23 protein-coding genes are annotated in these 23,554 nt (G+C 57.9%); 14 read left to right on the top strand and 9 right to left on the bottom strand.

Translation table 11 applies throughout. The features are described from left to right. Positions 1-56: 56 nt before the first annotated feature. From F8N21_RS16635 to F8N21_RS16625, 3 genes are all read right to left on the bottom strand, one after another. On the bottom strand, positions 57-1,406 hold the full coding sequence (locus F8N21_RS16635) for a DUF1329 domain-containing protein (RefSeq protein WP_150643147.1): 1,350 nt from the start codon (positions 1,404-1,406) through the stop codon (positions 57-59). 24 nt (positions 1,407-1,430) lie between these two features. Continuing rightward, positions 1,431-3,083: a DUF1302 domain-containing protein gene (locus tag F8N21_RS16630; protein WP_150643146.1), complete on the bottom strand. Its 1,653-nt coding sequence runs from the start codon at positions 3,081-3,083 to the stop codon at positions 1,431-1,433. Between the two features lie 108 nt (positions 3,084-3,191). Further along, entirely contained in the window at positions 3,192-3,608 is a 417-nt protein-coding gene (locus tag F8N21_RS16625; protein WP_150643145.1) for a GlcG/HbpS family heme-binding protein, read from the bottom strand. 409 nt (positions 3,609-4,017) lie between these two features. Here F8N21_RS16625 and F8N21_RS16620 point away from each other — a divergent pair, with 409 nt between their 5' ends. Further along, complete coding sequence (locus F8N21_RS16620) at positions 4,018-4,704, top strand: GntR family transcriptional regulator (RefSeq protein WP_150643144.1); 687 nt, start codon at positions 4,018-4,020, stop codon at positions 4,702-4,704. 119 nt (positions 4,705-4,823) lie between these two features. On the opposite strand, the gene F8N21_RS16615 is transcribed toward F8N21_RS16620, so the two are convergent. The 3 genes from F8N21_RS16615 to F8N21_RS16605 all read right to left on the bottom strand — a co-directional run bounded on the left by F8N21_RS16615 (position 4,824) and on the right by F8N21_RS16605 (position 8,048). Beyond that, the gene (locus F8N21_RS16615; protein ID WP_150643143.1) at positions 4,824-6,470 is read right to left on the bottom strand and encodes a bifunctional 3-(3-hydroxy-phenyl)propionate/3-hydroxycinnamic acid hydroxylase; all 1,647 of its coding nucleotides are present in this window, start codon (positions 6,468-6,470) and stop codon (positions 4,824-4,826) included. A 124-nt stretch (positions 6,471-6,594) separates the two neighbouring features. Then, positions 6,595-7,155: a VOC family protein gene (locus F8N21_RS16610; RefSeq protein ID WP_150643142.1), complete on the bottom strand. Its 561-nt coding sequence runs from the start codon at positions 7,153-7,155 to the stop codon at positions 6,595-6,597. A 41-nt stretch (positions 7,156-7,196) separates the two neighbouring features. After that, the gene (locus F8N21_RS16605) at positions 7,197-8,048 is read right to left on the bottom strand and encodes a fumarylacetoacetate hydrolase family protein (protein WP_150643141.1); all 852 of its coding nucleotides are present in this window, start codon (positions 8,046-8,048) and stop codon (positions 7,197-7,199) included. Between the two features lie 125 nt (positions 8,049-8,173). On the opposite strand from F8N21_RS16605, the gene F8N21_RS16600 reads away from it, so the two are divergent. The 4 genes from F8N21_RS16600 to F8N21_RS16585 all read left to right on the top strand — a co-directional run bounded on the left by F8N21_RS16600 (position 8,174) and on the right by F8N21_RS16585 (position 11,178). Then, positions 8,174-8,755, top strand: a complete 582-nt coding sequence (locus F8N21_RS16600) for an amino acid synthesis family protein (protein ID WP_150643140.1) — start codon at positions 8,174-8,176, stop codon at positions 8,753-8,755. A 69-nt stretch (positions 8,756-8,824) separates the two neighbouring features. Then, positions 8,825-9,940: an alcohol dehydrogenase catalytic domain-containing protein gene (locus F8N21_RS16595; RefSeq protein ID WP_150643139.1), complete on the top strand. Its 1,116-nt coding sequence runs from the start codon at positions 8,825-8,827 to the stop codon at positions 9,938-9,940. 70 nt (positions 9,941-10,010) lie between these two features. Continuing rightward, positions 10,011-10,562, top strand: coding sequence for a cupin domain-containing protein (locus tag F8N21_RS16590; RefSeq protein WP_150643138.1), 552 nt, complete (start codon positions 10,011-10,013; stop codon positions 10,560-10,562). A gap of 37 nt (positions 10,563-10,599) precedes the next feature. Next, positions 10,600-11,178 (top strand): NADPH-dependent FMN reductase, encoded by a 579-nt coding sequence (locus F8N21_RS16585; RefSeq protein ID WP_150643137.1) that lies wholly within the window; start codon positions 10,600-10,602, stop codon positions 11,176-11,178. 209 nt (positions 11,179-11,387) lie between these two features. Here F8N21_RS16585 and F8N21_RS16580 read toward each other — a convergent pair whose 3' ends face one another. Beyond that, positions 11,388-12,311, bottom strand: a complete 924-nt coding sequence (locus F8N21_RS16580) for a LysR substrate-binding domain-containing protein (RefSeq protein WP_150643158.1) — start codon at positions 12,309-12,311, stop codon at positions 11,388-11,390. 503 nt (positions 12,312-12,814) lie between these two features. Here F8N21_RS16580 and F8N21_RS16575 point away from each other — a divergent pair. Continuing rightward, positions 12,815-14,191, top strand: a complete 1,377-nt coding sequence (locus F8N21_RS16575; protein WP_150643136.1) for an MFS family transporter — start codon at positions 12,815-12,817, stop codon at positions 14,189-14,191. Between the two features lie 239 nt (positions 14,192-14,430). Here F8N21_RS16575 and F8N21_RS16570 read toward each other — a convergent pair whose 3' ends face one another. Then, positions 14,431-15,246, bottom strand: coding sequence for an alpha/beta fold hydrolase (locus tag F8N21_RS16570; protein ID WP_150643135.1), 816 nt, complete (start codon positions 15,244-15,246; stop codon positions 14,431-14,433). Positions 15,247-15,405: 159 nt separating this feature from the next. Further along, on the bottom strand, positions 15,406-16,299 hold the full coding sequence (locus tag F8N21_RS16565) for a LysR family transcriptional regulator (RefSeq protein WP_150643134.1): 894 nt from the start codon (positions 16,297-16,299) through the stop codon (positions 15,406-15,408). Positions 16,300-16,404: 105 nt separating this feature from the next. Between F8N21_RS16565 and F8N21_RS16560 the strand changes: the two genes are divergently transcribed. From F8N21_RS16560 to F8N21_RS16525, 8 genes are all read left to right on the top strand, one after another. Continuing rightward, positions 16,405-17,070, top strand: a complete 666-nt coding sequence (locus F8N21_RS16560) for an RraA family protein (protein WP_150643133.1) — start codon at positions 16,405-16,407, stop codon at positions 17,068-17,070. Beyond that, positions 17,070-17,732: an RraA family protein gene (locus F8N21_RS16555; protein ID WP_150643132.1), complete on the top strand. Its 663-nt coding sequence runs from the start codon at positions 17,070-17,072 to the stop codon at positions 17,730-17,732. Before F8N21_RS16560 ends, F8N21_RS16555 begins: the two co-directional genes overlap by 1 nt. Then, positions 17,732-18,370 (top strand): RraA family protein, encoded by a 639-nt coding sequence (locus F8N21_RS16550; RefSeq protein WP_150643131.1) that lies wholly within the window; start codon positions 17,732-17,734, stop codon positions 18,368-18,370. The genes F8N21_RS16555 and F8N21_RS16550 overlap by 1 nt, the downstream gene beginning before the upstream one ends. Continuing rightward, entirely contained in the window at positions 18,367-19,581 is a 1,215-nt protein-coding gene (locus F8N21_RS16545) for a pyridoxal phosphate-dependent aminotransferase (protein WP_150643130.1), read from the top strand. The genes F8N21_RS16550 and F8N21_RS16545 overlap by 4 nt, the downstream gene beginning before the upstream one ends. Before the next feature lie 370 nt (positions 19,582-19,951). Next, a complete protein-coding gene (locus F8N21_RS16540) occupies positions 19,952-20,491 on the top strand; it encodes a thiamine pyrophosphate-binding protein (RefSeq protein WP_007896342.1) in 540 nt (179 codons plus the stop codon). Continuing rightward, positions 20,479-21,075 carry a thiamine pyrophosphate-dependent enzyme gene (locus F8N21_RS16535; protein WP_150643129.1) on the top strand — a complete coding sequence of 199 codons (597 nt, stop codon included), beginning with the start codon at positions 20,479-20,481 and terminating at the stop codon, positions 21,073-21,075. Before F8N21_RS16540 ends, F8N21_RS16535 begins: the two co-directional genes overlap by 13 nt. 66 nt (positions 21,076-21,141) lie before the next feature. After that, a complete protein-coding gene (locus F8N21_RS16530) occupies positions 21,142-22,305 on the top strand; it encodes an acyl-CoA dehydrogenase family protein (protein WP_150643128.1) in 1,164 nt (387 codons plus the stop codon). 19 nt (positions 22,306-22,324) lie between these two features. Next, positions 22,325-23,527, top strand: coding sequence for a CaiB/BaiF CoA transferase family protein (locus tag F8N21_RS16525; protein WP_150643127.1), 1,203 nt, complete (start codon positions 22,325-22,327; stop codon positions 23,525-23,527). Positions 23,528-23,554 lie beyond the last annotated feature (27 nt).

Here is a 23,554-nt window from a genome sequence, read left to right as displayed (position 1 = left end):
GCCGCGTCAGTCGCACGGCGTCCATGGAACACAGGTTTGAATAGCTGTTGCGAGGCTCAGCGCACCGACCCGGACGCTACCGAGTTGCCGGTAAAAAAGTTTTCGGGCTTGCGCGGTATAACGCTATAGGTTTCGCCGTTCAGGCTTTGCACGACGCTGTAAGTCTTGGCTTGCAGGTTGTAGATCACCACCGGTTTCACCACCACCGCCGGGATGGAGGGCACCACGAATGGCAGCACCTGGGACACGCGCCACAGTTTGCCCTCGGCGTCGTAACCATCGACCAGCGAGACCGTCCAGCTGTCTTCATCGATGAAGAATTTGCGCTTGGGCACTGCGTGGCGTTTGCCCGGAGCGACATTAGCCTCCACCTCCCAGACGCGATGCAGTTCCCAGCGCACCTTGTCCGGATTGAGGTGGTTGGCCGCAAAGGCATCCTCGCGTTTCTCTGCGTTGAATTTGTTGTCGTTGTAAGGGATGTACAGCTCTTTTTTGCCGACCAGTTTCCAATCGTAGCGATCGGGATGGCCGATAAACCCATGAACTTCATCGAAGTAGTTGGCGCCCGACGCAACGAAGTCTGGCGTGTCATAACCGACGGTGGGCGCGCGACGTACGCGACGTTGGCCTACCAAGTATTGCCAGGCATCCCGCGGTTGTTGCGCGTTGATGCTGTCGTGTGTAACCAACGACTCCCCGGCCTTGAACGGTGGTTCGTTGGTCAAAAAACGCAGCAGCGCATACTGCCCCGACCACTTATCCACGGCGCCGTCTTTATAGTAATAAGGGTACTGCCAGTTTTCGATGCCACGGCTGGCCAGCGTTCGGGTTCCATCAGCATTGCCAATGACGTTGGCATAGCCCATCTGGATGGATTCCGCTTCTACCCGCAGCAGAAAATTCCAGATGACCTCATTGCCGGTTTTAGGGATAGGAAATGGTATGCCGCCGAAGCAGCCTTCTACCGATAAGCCATTACTGGTCGTCTTGCACTGGGTCGCGTTGGTATACGTGTTCTGATAAACGCTGGCGGGAGCCGCAGCAGTTCGATGAGTCGGGTATACATCGAGATGGAAGGTGTCGGGAAATTTGGCCAGCAAGGCTTTCGTTCCTTCACTCAATTTGTCCGCATACTGCGCGGCGTTCTTCGCGGTGATCTGCAGCACAGGCTTTTCGCCCGGGAACGGATCGACCGGCACATCGCCAAATTTGGGCCCAGCCACATCCTTGGTCAGCCCGCCTGTCCAGGCCGGAATGGAGCCATCGGCATTGCCGGCCTTTTCGGCACCCATGGGCGTCAATGTAGTCTTGAGCTTCGCCGCCTCGTCAGGACTCACCGCAGCAAAAGCGCTGCTGGCACAGATTGAGATCGACAGGGTGGAAAGCAGCAGTTTAATTTTTGTCATTATCAGGGCCCGCCTGTTCTTTGCTTAAAAGGTTCGCTGGATCGAGAACGCTACGAAGTCTCTGTCTTTCATGTTTTGCTGGTAGGTGAATGAGTTGGAGGAGTTGATGACCGGCCCGGCTTCACCAAAGAAGTTGGTGTAGGTCAGCGATGCGTACCACTGCTTTTTGTAATCGGCCTTGAGGCCCAACGTCAGATCCCCGCCATGCTCAGGGCCGAACGCCTGAGGCGTGACCGAAGAACGTCCAGATGGGTTGTAGCCGATGGTGATCGGGGCTTGAACGTCGATCCCAGGGAAAACCTGGAAATACTGAGGTTCGAAGGTGAAGCGCAGCGCGAACGCATCGCGAGTCGAGTTGGGATCCAGCTGATCAGCATTCTTGGTCACGCTCAGCCGACGGTTGAACGCCAGTTCACCAATAAACGAAGCACCGTCCCAGAACGCCGATCCACCGTAGACATTGACCATCGATACTTGGGCATGCCACGACCGGCCAATGGGGTAAGCCGGATTGGAATCGTTGTCGGAACCCAGACCGGTAATGATCGTGCCGCCGACGCCCGCCAACGGCGTATCGATCCGTATCGAGGTTTCGCCGGCGATGTTGGCTTCGCCGACCAAGGTGCTGAAACTCGCCCCGAATACCTTGACGTCTTCTGGATAAACGTTGACGAAGGTGTCATCGGCACCGGGGACGAGTGCGGCCGGACGGAAGTAAAATACCGGAGTCTTTTCGTGATATTTCGCGGCGTACAGGCCGAACTCCCAGTCCTCGATGGCGAACTTCAGTTGCGCACCAAACTGCCCGGAATCCTTGGCCTCTATGTCCTTGCCATGGCGCAGCTCGCCGGTAGGAAAGAACACCCGTTCCCCGCCTTCGCCGACAAAATCCGCGCCGCTGAAGTAGCTGCCTGCTGCGGGAAGGCGAGTCTTGTTCCACTCGAATTGGTAGTAGGCGCCGACACTCACCGTATCGTTCAGCTGCCAGTTGCCGGACACCTGCTTGGTGGGCATCAGGATTTCCTTGAACTGGGAGCTGGGTACGGATTGCAGCTTGACCAGATCGACGGTGGACTGCGCATTGGCGATGCCGTTGGCACCAAAGAAAAGACTTTCACCGTAGATTTGCGTGAACTGCCCCAGCCGGCCTGACAGAGAGGTTTCACCGATAGGTCGAGAGCCATACACGAAGGCATCCAGAATCTCGGTTTTTCGGCCGTGAAGGCGTCGTGTATCGCTGGTGAACTCGTCGCTGTCGACACTCAGAGAGTTGGCTGTACCGGCCGAGTCATTATCATTGCGCCGGTTATAGACTGTGTCATACCAGGACGCCGCACTGATCCGTGCACCGACATCCTGGTACTTGATGTCCAGCTCGGACATCAGGTCGAGGCGGTTAGAGATCAGACCGCGACCGAAATTTCGGTCACCGTCATCAAGGTTCGGATTTGCGTCAGAAGTTCCGGGAGCTGCTGCGACCTTGTTATCCAGCTTATTCACGCGCCAGGCATTGCTGTACTTGATGGTGTTGTCCCAAGTCACGGATAGCTCGGGGTTGCCCGTATCAATCTGGAAGGCTTGCGATTGCGTTGAGAGGCTCAACAGTACCGTTGCGCTTACTGCGCAGGCGATGCTGGAAACCGGCAACGGGCAGAGCCGCTGGTTGGCTTTTTTCATGGAGATGTTCCTGATTTTTTGTTTTTTTAAAAGATCATCCACTCGCAGCATTGGCTGCGAATACATCAGGGTGCTGCGTAACGCTCTGAGCGCCTTCCTTCCCTCGCCTTACCGTTCTTGATGGACGGCCAACGCTTTCAAGCCGGCCTCCACAAGGACGATGTCCAGTTGCGACTTCAACCCGCTGACTGCAATTCCTCCCACGACATCACCATCAACAAGGACTGGTAGTCCCCCTTCAATCGGAAAGCCTCCATGAATCATTGAGGCACCTACACGGCCCTCAGCGACCATGTCCTCAAGGAACTTCGTCGAGCGTCGCGTGACCGCGGCACTGCGGGCTTTATCAATCGCCGTTTGGACAGAAGAGACAGATGCACCATCAAGCCTCCTGAATGCCATAAGGCAACCGGCTTCATCGACCACGGCCATGGACACGTTCCAGCTCTGCTGGGTGGCCTTTTCTGTAACTGTCGTGAGCATCAGTTCAGCATCCGCCAAGTCGAGAACCCGCTTTGTCTTCATCACACACCTCTTGAACTTTCGGTTTGTGGCCGACTCCAGAATTATTGTGCGTAAAAAACAATTTACTACACAACAAATCACTTTGTGCACAAAACTTAATCCTGGACAAATTTAAAGTCAAGAAGATTCTCGAGCGCAAGCATTCGCTGCCCGAGATCCTGGGGAGAGGCGGATAAGGCATCCGGTGTAAACCGAGTGGGTGATGTCTCAGAGGACGGAACGTTGAGAAGGCAAGGACAGGTGGGGCTTCTGGAGGCTCAAGGGCAAATTAGAGCGTCCGACAGAGCCGCCGACGATTTGTGCTTGCGGCGTGGGAAAATTTATGTGCAGTCGTGCATTTCATCCTTTGCACTAAAGAACGTTTTGCGCATAAAATCAATTTAGTGCAAATTTTAGGATAACTCCGACCATGACTACATTCCCCAGCAGTCCGCTGATCGATGTCGCGTTGACGAAGATGAAAAAAGCGATTGTTTGTTGCGAGCTGGCCCCGGGTGAAAAACTCAAAGTCGCCGAACTGTCCAAAACCTATGGCCTCAGCAGCTCCCCTATTCGTGAAGCCCTAAATCGACTGACTCAGGACGGTGTCGTCGAAGCCAGCGATAACAAAGGCTTCAGAGTTGCACCTATCTCCACGACAGACTTCCGGGACATCACGCGGATGCGCTGCTTGCTGGAATGCGAGGCGCTAGGCGATGCCATCCAATATGGTGATGACACCTGGGAGGCCGACGTGCTGGGTGCATTTCACCGCTTGAATTTGATTGAGAGAAAGCTGGGAACGGGTGTACTCGCGCTCGATGATGAGTGGTCTACCCGGCATAAGGCCTTCCACTTCGCTCTATTCGCAGCCTGTCCATCACCGTTGATGCTAAAGATGGTCGACTCCCTTTTCGACAGAGCAGAGCGCTACAGACGCTTTTCAGCCAAGCAGCGGATCACTCCCAGGCACAAGGGAAATGAGCACCAAGAGCTGATGGATGCTGCGCTTGCACGTGACTCGGAGAAAGCGGTGACGCTCCTGCGCAATCACATCCAAAACACATTGGGCCGAACTGTCGAAGCTATCGAGCGCCAACAAGCCACTCTTCAATAGATCAATGGGTAATCCGCTCACGGCCGATCTTAGCCAGTGACGAATCGATATTCCGTAAAAAAACCCTTCGCCTCGCAACTGCTTTCGTGGACAGTGCGAAGCGAAGGGTCTACCGCCTCTTACTGGCTCAGCCCTTGCGCAAACCTGATCATCGGGTCGCCAGCGCCGCCATTACGCTGTGCAGCCTGTTCAGGCTTCTTGCACCACAGCGCAAGCTCCATCCCCTCAAGCAACTCCATCGCCCAGGCGACTGTGACCGCCCCGCCATACACGTAGTGATCCGGCCGCACGATGACGACATTGCACCCTCGACTCTCAAGCCATCGCGTCAGCACCCCATCGACTTCCTGGTAATCATCTGCAGTGCACGCGCCTGACTGTTGAGGGCTGACCAATCGCACGACATGGATGGGCAGACCTTTAAGCGATTGACTGCTATGCAGACATCTCAGCAAAGCGCTAGCGTCAAACCCGGGCGCAATGACCACTCGAAAGGACTGGCCGGTAAACTCATCCAGAAGCGCCTTCTTGCCTGCATGGTTGATGACCATCGGTTGCGGAAACAGCTCACCGGCGGGTGCGACCTGCGCGACAAACCCTTGAGACAACCTGGGAATCAGCGATTGCCGGATGGTCCCTCCCGGATTCTCCGTCATCTGTTGGATCAACCGCGCATCGCGGATCGCCGCTTTCTCGCTATCGCGTTCGCAGATCACTGTGCCAAACTCTTTGGCGGCCAGGGTGGTTTGGCGGACATGAGGAACTCGTTCGGTCTGGTAGGTATTCAGGAACGCAGGTGCCGCCAGCCCGGCTTTCACCAGCGCGAGCTTCCAGACCAGGTTCAGCGCATCGCGGATCCCCTGGCACATGCCTTGCGCCAGGAAGGGTGGCGTCATGTGCGCCGCGTCCCCCAGGAAGAACACCCGGTCGGACTGCCACTGCTCCAGGATCAGTGCATGGAATCGATAAGCCGACGCCCGCCATAACTGATAGTCACCCTCGGGTAACCAGCGGGAAATCAGCTTCTTGATCGCTTCGGGCTGTGATATTTCCGTCGGCTGTTCGTCAGGATTGATCATGAACTCCCAGCGCCGATGCTGACCGGGGCCGACGACAAAAGTACAAGGCCTGGCCAGCTCGCAAAACTGTACGTTGGTCTTCGGCAGATGCTCGCCCGCCCCTTCATTGAGGATCACATCGACGACGAGCCACGGTTCATCGAAGGCCAGATCCTCCATCTTCAGCCCCAGTCGGGTCCGGATCGGGCTGGTGCCGCCATCACACGCCAAAACATAGTCCGCCGTCACTGTGCGCTCAGTCCCGTCTTTGGCCTGAATGCGCACATCAGCTTGCGAGCCTGTGGAATTGACCGACAGGACCTCTGAACCGAGCTCCACGGTGACCGACTTCAGATCCGCAATTTTATTGCGCAGTGCACGCTCGACAGGTGGCTGCGAGAATACGTAGTTAGGTGCCCAACCCAGCGGAAAGGGAGGCTTGGCGGCATCAATGCGCTTGATCAGCCGAGAACCGGTGGTGCGGTACTCCGAAGGCCGATAAGGCATGACATGCTCGGCGATCTCATTGGCCAAGCCAATGTTGCCGAAGACACGCATCACTTCGTGGTCAAAGCCCATGGCCCTCGGGTTGGTGTACACCGTTTCGGACTTGTCCACGACGAGAGCCTTCAGCCCCCACATGCCAGCCAGATTTGCGCACAGAGCACCGACCGGCCCCATTCCAACAATGATGACATCGTAGTCCATCGTCTACTCCGCTTTTTGTTTTTATCCAGTGCGACTTCTGGTTGATGAACAGGCTTGTGCGCGCCCATCAACCAGGCTCCACATCCGCAGATCGGGGCGGGTTATTCGCCCCGTACCCAAGGTGTCAGCCGATTCGAACCCGCTGTTCTTCGATCTTCGCCCGGATGGAGTCCATCCACTGCTCTCGCGTCTGGAAGCCAGGACGGCGCTTACACATGGCCTCGGTCCGGGCCAGGATGACCTCGGTCGGCAGCTCAAGATCAAGTGGCTCCTTGCAGGGTTGCGCGGTGTAGAACGGCGCATCGACATACATTTCGATGGGGTTGCCTTCAGGGTCTTTGAAGTACATCGACCAGGCGTTCCCGTGGTCCACCTGAGCAATCCCTTCAATGCCGCTGTTTTTGGCGAACTGGTAGTAAGCCTTCAGGTCATCCAGCGAGTTCAGCAGAAACGACAGCTGATTGATCGGGTTGAATGGCAGGTCGACAGGCTTGCCATCGAAGAGCACGACCTGGTGATGCAGTTCAGGGTTCTGCGTCATGAAGAACAATCGGTGACCGGTTGAGGCAACACCTTTGTCACTGACGATGAAGCCTAAGGTACGGCAGTAGAAATCGACCATACGATCAAGGTCTGCGCAAAACACGCCGGTGTGGGTGAAATTGATTGTAGGTAACGCGGGCATCTGGAACCTCCAGTTTTTTATGATTGTGTAGAGGACAACGCTCAGGCTTCGTCGATAACGCCGTTCGATAGCGTCCCGATCTCAGTGATCACCACTTCGAAAACATCACCGGGTTTCAGGAAAATCGGTGGATTCCTCTTGAAGCCGATCCCGCTCGGCGTACCGGTTGCCAGAATGTCGCCCGGGTTCCATGGAAGTGCCTTCGACACATACGAAATCAAATGCGGGATGTCGAATGCCAACTCTGAAAGGCTGCCTTCCTGCAACTGCTCGCCATTGAGTACCCCCCGCACCACCAGCTTACGGTAATCGGAAATTTCCGAAGCCGGAATGAGCCATGGGCCCAGCGCGCCGGTTTTTCTGAAGGTCTTGCCCATTCCGTACTGGTGCGTATGGAACTGCCAATCGCGAACGCTGGCGTCGTTGAAGCAGGTGTAACCCGCGACATGATCCATTGCATCGGCCGGATCAATATGGGCGCCACCTTTGCCGATCACGACGGCCAATTCGGCCTCAAAGTCAAATTGCTCTGATACCTGAGGCCTTACCAGCGGTTCTCCGTGGGGCAGAAGGGTTTCAGCGAAACGCTGAAAAATCACCGGGAACTCCCCAACCTTTCTGCCGGCTTCTTCGGCGTGAGCAACATAGTTAATGCCGACGCAAATCACCTTTCCGGGATTGGGTATGACGGCTTCCAGCTCGACGCTTGAAAATGGGTAGTCGGGTTGCTCGGCTTCTACGATCTGGCGAGCCTCCTGCAGCAGGGCCGGATCAGCCAGAAAGGATGCGAGATCCGGAACCTGCGCAAAACGGCTGGTCAGCTCGACGACCCCGTCACCGGACACGACGCCGAAATGGGCTTTACCCTCTTTACGGTACGAAATCAGCTTCATATTGCCACTCCTGTTTTGTGCATAAAAACTAAGTTCTTGCACCATACATCATTAAATGCATAATGCAAAAGGCCGGTTTAAAAAAATAACGAGTCGCTTGAGGCTCTCGGTTCTGGAGGTTAGACATGTCGCTGGTGATGGTTCGCAAGGTAAAACTGGACGTCGAAGAAGTGTTCCACGAAGGCGGGCCTCGCTCGTCAGTCCCGCTCAGGATTGCGGTAGCCACTGCCGTGGTGGCCAATCCCTACGCAGGCAGATATGTAGAAGACCTGCTGCCGTTCATGCAGGAGTTGAGAATTTTAGGTGCAGAACTGTCCGAGCAACTGATCCATGCGCTGGGCGGTGCCAGGCACGTACAGGCCTATGGCAAGGGCGCAATCGTCGGTGAAGACGGTGAGTTGGAACACGGTGCTGTCTGGCACGAAGCAGGTGGCTGGGCAATGCGCGAAGCCCTCGGCAATCCGAAGGCGATCGTTCCGGCTGCAAAGAGCATTGGTGGCCCTGGTTGCCGGGTGATGATCCCGCTCGGACACATCCAGGCGGCCTATGTTCGCAGCCACTTCGGCGTGGCTGAAATGACCGTATGGGACGGCCCTCGTCGCGGCGAAATTGCTTTTGGCCTGGCCATGGCCACCGGTGGCCGGATTCATGCGCGACTGGGCGGTCTGGCTGCCGCCGACGTGAAGGGCGAAGACGGACTGCGTTAGTGCCGTAGATTTGAAGCGTGCTCCACGGGTTACGTACCTACAAAAACAATATGTGTGTTGGAGAACATCATGACTGCAAAAACTATGCGCGCCGCACGCCTGTATGAAGGCGGCAAACCCATGGTCATCGAGCAAGTGCCCGTCCCCGAGATTCGTCCGACCGAAGTGCTGGTAAAGATCAAGGCGTGCGGGATCGTCCCGAACCTGCATAACATCCTGACCAACTGGGTCAAATGGTTCCCGCAGAACCCGCTGCCCAAGCTGCCTGCCATCTTTGGACTTGATCCATCCGGTGTCGTCGAAGCCGTCGGCGCCCAGGTCTACGACTTCAAGGTCGGCGACCGGGTTTACGTCAACCCGGGCCGACACTGCGGTTCATGCCGGGCATGCCGCGCGGGCAACACCATTGCCTGCACCGCCTATACGTTCAACGGTTATTTCGGGTTCACGCCTAAAAGCCCGCGCATGTTCGAAGACTACCCCTACGGCGGCCTTTGCGAGTACATCCCTGCCCCGCAATACAGCCTGGTCAAACTGCCAGACAACATCAGCTTCGAGACCGCCGCACGCCTGGGTTATCTGGGCACCGCCTACAAAGCGTTGATCAAGGCCAACGTCGGCCCCGGCAGCACCGTTCTGATCAATGGGATCAGCGGGACACTCGGCTTGGGAGCCGTCGCCCTGGCACTGGCCATGGGTGTTCGGAAAATCCTCGGCACCGGCAGAAACCAGGATCTGTTCCAAAAGGTGAAGAGCCTCGCGGCTCCGGGCCGGATTGAAATTCATAGCCTCGGCACAATACCCACTAACCAGTGGGTCAGTGAAGTGACCCACGGCGAAGGTGTCGATGTCGTCATCGATGCCTTGGGGCCAGGTGCACCACACGAGAGCCTGACCCAATCCCTTAAATCCCTCCACCGCGGTGGGCACCTGGTCAACATCGGCGCCATCGCCGGCGACGTTCCCATCGACCTTCACTGGATCATGGACAACGACATCCAGATCAGCGGATCTGCCTGGTTCACTACAGGACAAGGACAAGCCATGGCTGACATGGTTGAATCCGGGGTGCTTGATCTCTCATTCTTCGAAAACACGGCCTTCAGTCTGGAAGACGTCAACAGCGCTATTACCGGTATCGAAAACCGCCATGGCGGCTTCAGCAACTACGTCATCTGCCCTTGATTAAACGCAGCGAGCGGAGTGGTTTCCCCTCCACTCGCTGCCTCTTTGACTACTCTTTGAGTAATCCACAATGAAGATAAGAAGAATCGTGACCGGCCACGACGAACAGGGAAACTCCGTGTTCGTTTCAGACGACTATGCCCCAAGAGCCCAATCCTTTGCCTCGATCCCCGGGCACGGGATGGCCCAGCTGTGGACCACCCCTGCCGATCCCGCACTTCTCGAAAAAGACCGCGATCCAACCCTTGATTACGCTTCGCTGATTCCTCCTCAGGGAGGCACCAGCCTCGCCATCTTTGATTTTCCGCCTGACTCCGTCATGCAGAACCCCGTCGATGGCGTCCAGGCCTTTGGCGAGCTGAGCGCTGCACTGCCTGGTTTGATCGAAAGCTTCGAGCCGGAAAATCCGGGAATGCACACCACCGCCACCATCGATTACGGAATCATTCTGGAAGGTGAGATGTGGTTGGAGCTGGATAACGGTCAGAGCCGTCTGGTAAACGCAGGCGACATCGTTATCCAGAATGGCACACGGCACGCGTGGCGGAACAAAAGTGAGCGGATTGCCAGGGCGCTTTTTGTGATGATCGGTGCGTCACTTCCAGAGAAACATGTTGTGTAGTTTTCTTATTATTCATCTCTCTGGTTCAAGGAGTTTTATGGCCACTGTCGCTCATCGTCTACTCGGTATTTCAGGCAGCCTGCGTTCACAGTCTACGAATACAGCGGTACTCAAGACACTCTCCAATCGATTGGACGATCAGGCAGAAATGAGCCTGTTCGCGCTGAATGACATCCCCCTGTACAACGGCGATCTCGAAGCGCAAGCGCTGCCTCCATCAGTGGCGGCTCTGAAAGAGGCCATCGCACACGCCGATGGTTTGATCATCTGCTCGCCTGAATACAACTACGGCACCTCTGGCGTGCTGAAAAATGCGCTGGATTGGGCCTCCCGCCCGGGCTTCAATTCACCCCTGAAAAATAAACCGGTGCTGATCATAACCTCTTCCCCCGGCGTGCTCGGCGGGGTGCGTGCCCAGTCTCAACTACGTGAAACTTTATCGGCCACGCTTTCCAGGGTAATTTGCCGTCCCCAAATAGTCATTCCCAACATCAATCAAAAGATCCAGGACGGTAGATTCATCGACGAAACAACGATCGAGTTCATGCTCGCGGCCGTCGATGATTTGATACGTGAAATCAACCTCGAACGTAGCCGTCTCGAGACGCAAGAGTGACATTTCTGAAGGCGCATCCCGTCTGTGTACCTCCAACGCGCAGTGCTCGGAGAGCAACCACGCACAGAAAGTCGGATTTCATGGTACCGGGGTGCCGGACGGCATATCGAATGGGACACCGGTCATTGATGCCCCTCCGGGAACCGACCCGAATGCAGGGAAACGAGAGCAGCAGGTCGATGAGTCGCTCATTCAAGCGTGTCGAGTGATCAAAGCAGGTGTCCAGCCCAGATCTTGCGATTGACCAGATCGGCGGCAATTTCGATAAAAGCATCCCCGACAAATTTCGCGGCGGGGCTGACTCGTCTGTCCGCGGGAAAGACCTGAACCAATTTACGCATGGGAATGGGGTCGACCAAGGGGGCGGCAGACAACATACCGGATTCGACCTGGGTGTAAATCGACGCCAGAGGTAAAGCCGTCAAACCGAAGCCATTGCGGACCAGATCGATCATCGCGCCGAAAGAGTCGGCTTCAACGCTGGTCTTGAGCTTGATCCCGACTTCACGCGCACAGTTATCCATGATTACGCGAAGGCCGTGTCGAGGGCTTGGCAAGACCAGTTGCTGCTCGGCCAGGGACTCGAAGGACACCGGCGTATCGATGCGCAGGTTGGCACTGGCGGGGCCGACCAGAAGCAGGTTCTCCATCATCACCGGCACGATCCGCAGCGTATGCAGGGGTTGAGGGTCGTAGGAAATGGCCAGTTCCAGTTCACCGCGCTGAACCCAATCCAGCAAGTACCCGCTGAAAGCCGAGGAAAACCTGACGGCGAGATTCGGATGGGCCTCTCTGATCTTGCGCACCAGGGGCACGGTGACAATTTCCGCAACGGTTGGCGTTGTACCGATGACGACCGTTCCCCTAAAAGAAGATTTTCCACCCACCACCGAACTTCGAATGGATTCCATTTCTTCCATGATTCGGGTGGCATGCGCCAGCACTTCGCGGCCGGCGTCAGTAATCTCCATGCCTCGACCATGGCGATCAAACAGGTAGGTGCCGAGTTCTTTTTCCAACAATCGAATTTGTCGGCTGAGCGCCGGTTGCGCGATGTGAAGCCTATCGGAGGCTTTGCTGAGACTACCGAGTTCGGCCACATGAATCAGGGTTTTGAGTTGAACGACATCCATTACCAGGCCAGTCAAAGTCAGGCTCGGCGCGATATGCGTCGAAAGTAGTGTCAGTGTAAACGCATCAGCGACCCATGGAATGCCGCAGGAACCGCATTGCATGGGGCCTGGCGTCTATCGAACCGACTGTATCCCCCACCCGCCGGGGCTGCAAGGCAAGCTATAGAATTTCGGTATATCAGTTAGGCCTGGCGGACGGCTTATTACCCTCCGCACTCTGCGGTAGCTTGCAATCAACGTCAGCGCCAAGCGCGTTCGACTCACTACAAGAATAAGATACGAGGACTTGCGCCATGATTGACAACGTTTCTCCTGACCTGACCTGGCCGGTTTACCCAGACAACGAACAGCTGGCATCTCGCGTATATCCCCCTCCTCAGGTTACTTGGCCGTCAGCGGGTTAAAGCCGCAGCGTCAAGCACATCAACCTGTCGAGCCAGCAACGTCGGAGACGCCGCAGTGTGCTCCTCGTATCGTCTCGCCTTGAAGTAAGGGTGAACAGCATGTCCGCATCAACTACAAACTCAAATGACCAGGCTACCAACACCGATTCGCTGAGTAGCCCGAATCGCGTCAGAGCCATCATGGGTGCCTGCTCAGGCAATCTGGTGGAGTGGTACGACTTTTTCATCTACGCCTATACCGCCATCTACTTTGCGTCTTCGTTTTTTCCCAACGGCGACACCACGACCCAACTGCTTGCAACCGCTGGAGTCTTCGCCGTCGGCTTCTTCATGCGCCCTCTCGGCGGCTGGATTTTCGGCTGGATCGCCGACACTCGCGGCCGTAAGGTCTCGATGATTATCTCGGTATTCATGATGTGCGCCGGCTCTCTGCTGATCGCCGTCATGCCGACCTACGAAACGATAGGGGTCGCTGCGCCGGTTATGCTCGTGGTCGCCAGGTTGATTCAAGGCTTGTCCGTCGGCGCGGAGTACGGCACCGGCGCCACCTACATCAGTGAAATCGCCACACCAGGGCGTCGCTGTTTCTATGGATCCTTTCAGTACTTCACCATCATTGCCGGTCAGCTTCTGGCCTTGATGACCGTGGTCATTCTCCAGCAAACCCTCACCGGCGAGGAGTTGCGCGAATGGGGCTGGAGGATTCCGTTTTTCATCGGCGCCCTGAGCTCGATCGTCGTGGTGTATCTGCGCCGCGCAATGCATGAAACCGCGACCAGGAAAGACATGAACCGCAAAGATGCCGGCTCGCTGCGCGGCATGTTCAAACACAAACGCGCAGTCGCTCTGGTGCTTGCTTTCACCATTGGCGGTTCGCTGTACTTCTACACCTTCACCACTTATATGCAGAAGTTCCTGGTGATCTCCGCTGGTTTCAGTCCGGAAACAGTGAGCTTCATCATGACGGCCGCCCTGGTCGGCTTCATGTTCTGCCAGCCACTGTTTGGCTTATTGGCCGACCGTGTCGGGATCAAGGCGCACATGCTGATGTTTTCCGGGTTGGCCATGCTGCTGGTGATCCCCCTGCTCTATTCGCTGCAGTCGGTCAGCAGCCCGTTTACGGCATTCCTGCTGGTGTTTGGCGGCCTGGCCATTGCTTCGCTCTACACCCCCATCGCCGGGATCGTCAAAGCTGAACTGTTCCCGCCCGCGGTACGTGCACTGGGCGTAGGCTTTCCGTATGCCGTCGGCAATGCGGCATTCGGCGGCACCGCTGAATACGTGGCCTTGTCGCTTCGGTCACAGGGGATCGAGGAATATTTCTTCTTCTACGTCGCGGCGATTGTGAGCATCACCTTTATCGCGTCGATGCTGATGCCGAATCTTTCGCGCTATGGGTACCTCAGCGGTTCCGGTGAGATCGAAGAGCGTACAGGTTTGAAGGGTTGTGCAAAGCCGCACGCTGCGAGGGTTTGACAGGTATAGCTGCACTATTGAAAAGGGGCCGGACGAGCAATGCCGGTCAGTTAAGGAATGTCTGGCCCCGAACATTCTCCCGTAGCAGCTGGCGAAGGCTGCGTTCGGCTGCGCAGCGGTCGTAAAGTCAGGCACTGCGGTTTTACAGGTCAACCGTGGTTGCAGGATTTGCGACTGCTGCACAGCCGAACGCAGCCTTCGCCAGCTGCTACGGGCATTGCCCATCGGCCCTTTTTGCATCACAGCGCAGCGCTTGCCTGGAAATCGGCGATCTGTTGCCACATCGCAATCGGGTTGGAATACATGGGGAAATGCCCGCAATCAGGAATTTGCGCCAGTCGCACACCTTCGGCCTGGATATGCGGCAGATAGGACAGCGACGCGTTCTGTTCGCCGTACATGAACATTCGTGGGCATTTCAACCCGAGGAATTTGCCCATCAGGTCGGCGTTATCGGAGAGATCGACCATCGACTGGAAAATCCCTCGCACCGCACCGGCGCGGACCTTGTGCCTCAAGCTCGCGGAATAGAGCGCTCTGGCATAGGCCGGGGCATGCCGGGCACGGTCGATGAAGGCTGCGAAAAACGCCTCGGGATCATTGCTCGGATAGTCGACGATCTGCCGGCTGAGGAACCAGTCTTCCGGGGCGATGTTGCCCTCGATATCGACGAAGCTCAGCACTCGGTCCGGGTACTGATGGGCCAGCATCAGCGCGGTCAGTCCACCCATGGAGTGGCCGACCAGATGGAAGCGCTCGATGCCGAAATGCTCCAGCACCTGCAGCGCAGCCTGCATCAGAAAGGCAATGGAAATCCTCGAAAGATCGCTGCACTGGCTTTCGCCGCAACCCGGTGCGTCGTAAGCGACGAAAGGGTGACCGGCGAATGCGGGTTGCTGCACGATGTCGGCATAGTCTTCTTTGGTCGAACCAAAACCATGCAGGAACACAATGGGCGCCAGGACGCCGTCCCGGTGAATGGCGGCGACGTTCAACCGGACACCCTCCACTGTCAGAGGGAGCTGCATGTGAGTGAACGTATCTGGTGAGGGCACGTTATTGACTCCTTGAACTTAAAGGCTGCGCCGAGCCAGGGTTGCCGGCAGCCAGGCAGGCAATTTCAAGGGAATCGAGCCTTCTGTAAATTCCTTATTCGGGAAAGCTTTCATACGCAAAACCTATCAAACCATGTTCGCGCACAGGCCTGGGTCGACTCAGGCCTTGGACTGGAGCCGGGCGACGAGCTCCTCCACCAGCGGGTTGGGCCGTTCCGTATTCCAGGCCACAGCGGTGGTCACGACATTGAGCTTCTGGCTCAGCGCGCGAAACACCACGTTGTCGGGCGCCAGCTTTTTCAGTGACGCTGGTACCAGTGCGATGCCCTGGCCACAGCTGACAAAGGCAATTTGCGAGGCGACGGAGCGCACCTCATGCAGCACGCGAGGGGAAAAACCGCTGGCTCGGCAGGTCGCAATCAGATTGTCGAAGTAGACCGGGCTGACCCTGCGGGAAAACATCACCAAGGGTTCAGTGGCCAGGCTGGACAGGCTGATTCGCGTGCGCGAAGCCAATGGGTGATCGCTGGGCAGGGCTATAACCAGGCGGTCCTGAGTCAACGGCAGTGATTTGATCGAGCCTCCCAGGTCACCGTCCAGGCGGGCGAAGGCCAGGTCGATGTCCCCGGCTTCCAGCGCCGGAACGGCTTCGACACTGTCGATCTCCCGTACAGACACGGTGAGGTGCGGATAATCGTTCTTCAGTTGCTCGATCAAGCCTGGCAAGACATCGAACATGGCCGTGGAAATCGCGCCAATGGTCAACATCCCCGACTGCCCCGCCACCGCCTCCTCCACGGCCAGTTCCAGGCGCTCCAGTTGCTCGGCGAACTTGCGCACGGCCGGCAGAATCGCCGCCCCCACCGGAGTCAGCTTCGCACCGCGTCGCGAGCGATCGAACAGCTTGACCTTGAGCGCCTGCTCCAGCACCTGAATCTGCTCGCTCAGCGGTGGCTGGGACATACCCAGACGCTTGGCAGCGCGGCCGAAGTTCTGTTCTTCGGCAACGGCCAGGAACAACCAGAGGTGACGAATCAGACGAAAATTGATCATGGCGAATCCATAGGTTTAACGTATCTAATGCTTCTGTGATTAGTAATATACCTATCAAACTGCCTCGCCGACACTGGGCGCCTCCGTCACCACAGGGGCTCTCCCATGACTAATCAGAGTTTGCTGGATCGCTTGGCGGCGCTGGATACCAATACGGTTTCCGATGCGCTCGATTTCCTCGGCCTGCCAGGTGCCACCGTTGGGCTGCGCCCGTTGTGGAACTGCCCAAAGATCGTCGGCCGCGCCAGTACCGTGCTGCTGGCCGCCAAATCCGACAACGTCCCCACTGTGCACCTGATTACCCCAGTGGTTGAACAGATCGACAGCGATGAGCGTGTGCTGGTGATCGCCGGAGGTATCGAAGGCATCTCCTGCTGGGGCGATATCCTCGCCAACGCAGCGGCCGGCAAGCAAGTGCGCGGCACGGTGATCGACGGTTTCAGTCGCGACATCGACGGCAGCGAGTCGATCGGTTATCCGGTTTACGGCCGTGGGGTCACGATGATCAGTGCCCGCAATCGGGTCGTACAGATCGATGCGGCCGTGACCATCAAAGTGGCAAGCATCGAGGTCAGCGAGAACGACTATGTCATCGCCGATACCTGCGGAACCGTGTTCGTGCCCCAGGCCTATATCGAGAAGGTGGTCGACCTTGGCGAGCGCATTGCCCGTCGCCAGGACGGGATGGTCGAGGCTGTTCGCAGCGGTCGCTCGGTGGCCGAGGTAATGCATGACACCCAGTTCGAAGCAATCCACGTGGAGCACGCCTGATGAATCTTGAAGATCAAACCCTGGTCGCCTTGTTTGAAGGCCTGGACACCCCGGGCGTCTCCGATGCGCTGGACAAGCTTGGCCTTCCCGGGCAATGCCTCGGTGTGGCGCCGCTGGACAATTACCGCAAGGTCATCGTCGGACCGGCGTTCACCGTGCAGTACGTCTCGGCCAGCGTACCGCCTGGCACCGTGGGCGATTTCATCGAAGACGTGGCGCCAGGTGACGTGGTGGTCATCGACAACGGCGGCCGCACCGACTGCACCGTATGGGGCGACATCATGACCCAGTACGCCGGTACTCGACAGATCGCAGCCACGATCATCGACGGTGTTTGCCGTGACGTGAACAAAGCGCTGGGCGATGGCTACCCGATGTTCAGCAAAGGTCGCTTCATGCGCACCGGCAAAGACCGCGTACAGGTTCAATCGGTCAACCAGCCGGTGTCCATCGGCACGGCACGGGTCTGTGCCCGCGACATCGTGGTCGCCGACGCCAACGGCGTGGTGGTCGTCCCCCGCGCTCGTGCGGCTGAAGTGGCGGCGTGTGCCCGTCAGATCGAATCGGTCGAAGCCGACATTCGCGCCCTGATCGCTCAAGGCAAAACCCTTAAAGAAGCCCGGGCCGCACTGGGTTACCACAGCCTGCAGAGGAAAATCTGATGACCACGCTCCCCCTCCCCCTTGATTTTCACGCACGGGCAAAAGTGCTGGGCAGCTCGACATTGTATGAAGCTTCCCATCTGCCCTGCGCCGTCGACAGTGTCATCCGCCCTATCTGGGACGGTGCCTTCATCGCCGCCCCCGCCTACCCTCTGGAATGTTCGCCGGGTGACAACCTGGCCCTGCACCTGGCCATGGAACGAGTGCCCCGTGGCAGCGTACTGGTCGTGGGCACGGGTGGCTTCATCGCCGGTTACTGGGGCGAAGTGCTCACCGTGGCGGCTGAAGCGGCTGGCGTGGTTGGCCTGGTGATCGATGGCGGCGTACGCGATATCGCGGCCATGAAGAAACGCCAATTCCCGGTTTTTGCCCGCGGCATCTCGGTCAAAGGCACGGTCAAGACCAGTGCCCCCTCGGTGGGGCAACCATTCAATTTCAACGGCGCTTTCGTAGCAAAGGGAGATCTGGTGGTGGCCGACGATGATGGTGTAATCATCATTCCCAAGGCGGATGCGGCACGTACCCTGGCCGAAGGCGAGGCGCGCGCGAACAAGGAAGCGCAGATGATGCAGGCGTTGACCGAAGGCCGCTCGACCCTGGAACTGATGAACCTGACTGAGTGGAGAACCCGCGTATGAGCGCCGATATCCAGCGGTTGAACCAGCGTCTGGCCAGTGCGCAGCCTTCCGCGACCTACCGCATCATGGATCGGGTGGCCGAGCGCCGGGCGCAAGATGCGAAGATTATTTCGCTATGTGCCGGCGAGCCCGACTTCGACACGCCCAAGCATGTGCGCGAGGCGGCGATCGCCGCCATTGAACACGGCCACACCCGCTACACCCAGGTCGCTGGTGTGCGTTCACTGCGAGAAGCGGTGGCAGCCAAGTTCCGCCGCGAGAACGGCCTGGACGTCAGCTGGCAGGACACCCTGGTCTGCAACGGCGGCAAACAGGTTATCTACAACGCCTTGGCCGCGACCCTCAACGAGGGCGACCAGGTCATCGTGCCGGCGCCGTACTGGGTCAGTTACCCGGAGATGGTGCAACTGTGCGGCGGTGAAGCCCGAATCGTTACCTGCGATGCCGATACCGGCTTCAAGCTGACGCCCTCGGCACTGGCCGCGGCGATCACGCCGCAGACCCGCTGGTTGATCCTCAATTCGCCGTCGAACCCGACCGGCGCGGTGTACAGTCGGCAGGAACTGCACGCCCTGGCTGAGGTGTTGTTGGCCCACCCCCACGTGCTGATTCTGGCCGATGACATCTATGAGCACCTGATCTTCGACGATCAAGCGTTCCATACCCTGGCCCAGGTTGAACCACGGCTGGCACCGCGAACCCTGACCATGAACGGTGTGTCCAAGGCTTATGCCATGACCGGTTGGCGCATCGGTTTTGCTACGGGACCGCGCTGGCTGCTGGAGGCCATGGAAAAACTGCAAGGTCAGCAAACCTCTGGCGCCAGCTCGATCTCGCAACAGGCCGCACTTGCCGCGTTGGAGGGGCCCAAAGACTTCATCCACGAAAGCCGTGCCGCTTTTCAGAGGCGTCGCGATTTGATGGTGGAGCTGCTGAACGACATTCCAGGCCTTGAATGCGTCAGTCCAGCCGGGGCGTTCTATGCGTTCGTTTCCTGTGCGGGACTGATCGGTCGTATCTCACCAGGAGGCCGAGTGCTGCACACCGACGAAGATGTCGCCCATGCGCTGCTCGACGAAGCAGATGTGGCGGTGGTGCATGGCAGCGCCTTTGGCCTTGGTCCTTACATTCGGATTGCCTATGCCCTGGATGACGCTTCATTGCGCCAGGCTTGCGAGGCGATACGCGCGTTCTGTAGCGCCCTGCGATAGGTGAATAAACAACCCAGCCATGGCCAATGCAAGTCAGTTAAGGAACTTCCAGGTTCAACACAGCTCCCGTAGCAGCTGGCGAAGCCTGCGTTCGGCTGCGCAGCAGTCGTAATTCTTGTCTCCATGGTTTGTCTGGAATACCGCAGCGTTTGATTTTACGACTGCTGCGCAGCCGAACGCAGCCTTCGGCAGCTGCTACGGTTCGCGTAACGTCTTGACTGACTGGCATTAACCATCGCCGGGTTTCGTTTTAGTCAGCCAAGCTATACAAAATGGGCATATCTCAAAGACAAAAACGGTAGTCGCAGTTCGGTTCCAGCACTCCCAGAATGTGTGAAAACACAAAAGCAGCACTGCTTGGGAGACTGGCATGTCAACAGAAGCTGAACAAACCGTGGGACAGGATTGGCAAGAGGACGTGTTCCGCGTGCTCAAGGCCCACGACGTCAAACACGTGGTCTTCGTCCCGGATGCAGGCCATTCGGCGGCCATCCGTATGTCGTATGCAGACCCTGACATCAAGGCCGTCGTCCTCACCACCGAAGAAGAAGGCATCGGCTACCTCGCCGGCGCCTGGCTCGGGGGTGAGCGCGGCGCCCTCTTGATGCAGTCCAGCGGCGTCGGTAACTGCATCAACACCCTGGCTCTTCAGGTCTGTGCTGGCTTCCCATTGTTGATGGTGGTCACCATGCGCGGTGACTGGGCCGAATTCAACGCGTGGCAAAACCCAATGGGTCAGGCCACCGAGGCATCCCTGAACCTGATGAAGGTCATGACTTGGCGTGCGGACGTCCCGGAAGATGTCGCTCCGCTGCTGCACGGTGCCGCGACCATGGCGTTCAACGGTGATTCCGCCACTGCCCTGCTGCTCGGTCAGCGCCTGATTGGAGAAAAGAAATGGGTCAAGTAAGCGCAAACCACAGCCTGTGCCGCCGCGAAGTGGTCAAGACCTTGCTGGCCGATCGCAAAGACGTACTGGTCGTGACCGGCCTGGGCTCGGCGTCCTACGACGTCATGGCTGCCGGTGACAATGATCTGAATTACTACCTCTGGGCCGCCATGGGCAGCGCAATAACGGTCGGCCTGGGCCTGGCCAATGCGCAGCCCGACAAATCGGTGGTGGTGGTCACCGGTGACGGTGAGTTGCTCATGGGTTTTGGCGCCCTGGCCACTGTCGCGCTGCAAAAGCCCGCCAACCTGACCATCGCGGTGCTGGATAACGGTCACTTTGGCGAAACCGGCATGCAAGTCAGCCACGCCGGTTTTGGTATTTGCCTGGACCAGGTCGCGAAGACCTGCGGCTTCAGCTGGACCGATGAAATCCGCGACATGGAAGGCGTACATAACCTGCGTGAACGCTTTGCCACACGTGATGGCGTCAAGCTCGCGACGATCAAGATCAAAGCCGAAAACCCGCCACGGGTGCTGCCACCGCGCGATGGTCACTACGTCAAAAATCGCTTTCGTGCTGCGCTGGGTTTTGACCCGATCTGATTACCCTTTGCCCGGACCCGGTCACGCAGGGCAAATGCCATGCGTGACGCGTTGAGGAGAATAATAATGACCGACCGCAATTCTGAAGAACTCAATGCCATCCGCGAGGGTGTACGCGCTCTTTGCGCTGAATTCGATGCGGCTTACTGGCGCAAAGTCGACGAAGAAAAAGGCTTTCCGGAAACCTTCGTCAAGGCCCTGACCGCCGCCGGTTGGCTGGCGGCGATGATTCCTGTCGAATATGGCGGCTCCGGCCTCGGGCTGGCCGAGGCCTCGGTCATCCTTGAGGAAGTGAATCGCTGCGGCGGTAACTCCGGCACCGTTCACGGGCAGATGTACAACATGTTCACCTTGCTGCGTAACGGCAGCGAAGCGCAGAAAAGCTTCTACCTGCCGAAACTGGCCAGCGGTGAATTGCGTTTGCAATCCATGGCTGTGACCGAACCCACCACTGGCACCGACACCACCAAGATCAAGACAACAGCCGTCAAACGCGGCGACAAGTACGTGATCAACGGGCAGAAGGTGTGGATCTCGCGGGTCCAGCATTCCGACCTGATGATCCTGCTGGCGCGCACTACGCCCTTGGCCGACGTGAAGAAGAAGTCCGAAGGCATGTCGATCTTCCTGGTGGACCTGCGTGAGGCCATCGGTAATGGTCTGACGGTGCAACCTATCGCCAACATGGTCAACCATGAGACCAACGAGTTGTTCTTCGACAACCTGGAAATCCCCGCAGACAGCCTGATCGGCGAAGAAGGCAAAGGCTTCAGGTACATCCTCGACGGCCTGAATGCCGAACGCACTCTGATCGCCGCCGAGTGCATCGGTGACGGTCGCTGGTTTATCGAAAAGGCCAGCGCCTACGCTCGCGACCGCGTCGTCTTCGGTCGCCCGATCGGGCAGAACCAGGGCGTGCAATTCCCGATCGCCGAAGCCCACATCGAGATCGAGGCCGCCGACCTGATGCGCTGGCGCGCCTGCGAGGAATACGACAGCGGCATCAACGCCGGGGCCAGCGCCAACATGGCCAAGTACCTGGCGGCGAAAGCCTCCTGGGAAGCCGCCAACGCCTGCCTGCAGACCCACGGCGGATTCGGTTTCGCCTGCGAATACGACGTCGAGCGCAAGTTCCGCGAAACCCGTCTGTATCAGGTTGCTCCGATCTCCACCAACCTGATCCTGTCGTACGTTGCCGAACACCTGCTCGAGCTTCCGCGCTCTTTCTAATAACAAGAGAGATAAAATCATGAGCCAGCCCAAAGGCATCCGTCCGCTCGATGGCATTACCGTCGTCAGCCTTGAGCATGCCATTGCAGCGCCCTTCTGCACCCGACAACTGGCCGACCTCGGCGCTCGAGTGATCAAGGTCGAACGTCCAGGCACAGGCGACTTTGCCAGAGGCTACGACCAACGTGTCAACGGCCTGGCCTCGCACTTCGTCTGGACCAATCGCTCGAAAGAAAGCCTGACCCTGGACTTGAAGCAGGAATCGGCCACCGAAGTGCTGGACAGTTTGCTGGCCGACGCCGATGTGCTGGTGCAGAACCTGGCACCCGGTGCGGCCGCGCGAATGGGACTGTCCTTCGAGGCCTTGCATCAACGTTTTCCACGCCTGATCGTCTGTGACATTTCCGGCTATGGCGTCGGAGGTCCTTATGAAAAGAAAAAGGCCTACGACCTGTTGATCCAGAGTGAAGGCGGATTTCTCTCGGTGACGGGCGGCGCGGACGAAGAACAAATGGCCAAGGCCGGTTGCTCGATCGCCGACATCGCCGCGGGCATGTACGCCTACACCGGCATTCTCTCCGCGCTACTGCTGCGTGGGCGCACGGGCGAAGGCAGTCACATTGATGTGTCGATGCTGGAAAGCCTGGTCGAGTGGATGAATTACCCGATGTATTACGCCTACGACGGTGCCCCGCCGCCGCCTCGCGCGGGTGCAGCGCATGCGACGATTTATCCCTATGGGCCGTTCCCCATCGGTGACGGCACGACAGTAATGCTGGGTTTGCAGAATGAGCGGGAATGGCAACTGTTTTGCGAGAAGGTCTTGCGACAACCCGAGCTGGTGAAAGACGAGCGCTTCTGCGCCAATTTCAAACGGGTCGAGAACCGCACCACGCTGCGTGAACTGATCATTGAAGCCTTCAGCGCGCTCAACTTCGATGAAGTGATCGATCGGCTCGATCACGCGCAGATCGCCAACGCCCGGGTCAATGACATGCAAGGTGTCTGGGACCATCCACAACTCCAGGCACGTGATCGATGGCGGGAAGTCGAAACCTCTGCCGGCACCGTCCCGAGCCTGCTACCGCCCGGCAGCAATAGCGCGTTCGAGCCACGTATGGATGCCGTACCGGGCCTTGGCCAACACACCGAACAGGTGCTCAGGGAACTGGGGCTGGGGACGGACCGTATCGAACAAATGCGCGCAGCCGGGGCGATTTAGCCGCGATCCGTAAACCCGCAGCCTGAC

Source organism: Pseudomonas fluorescens (assembly GCF_902497895.1).
In the GTDB taxonomy this organism is placed as follows: domain Bacteria; phylum Pseudomonadota; class Gammaproteobacteria; order Pseudomonadales; family Pseudomonadaceae; genus Aquipseudomonas; species Aquipseudomonas fluorescens_BP.
The sequence above is the reverse complement of the archived record's forward strand: the minus strand, read 5'-3'. Positions and strand labels throughout refer to the sequence as shown.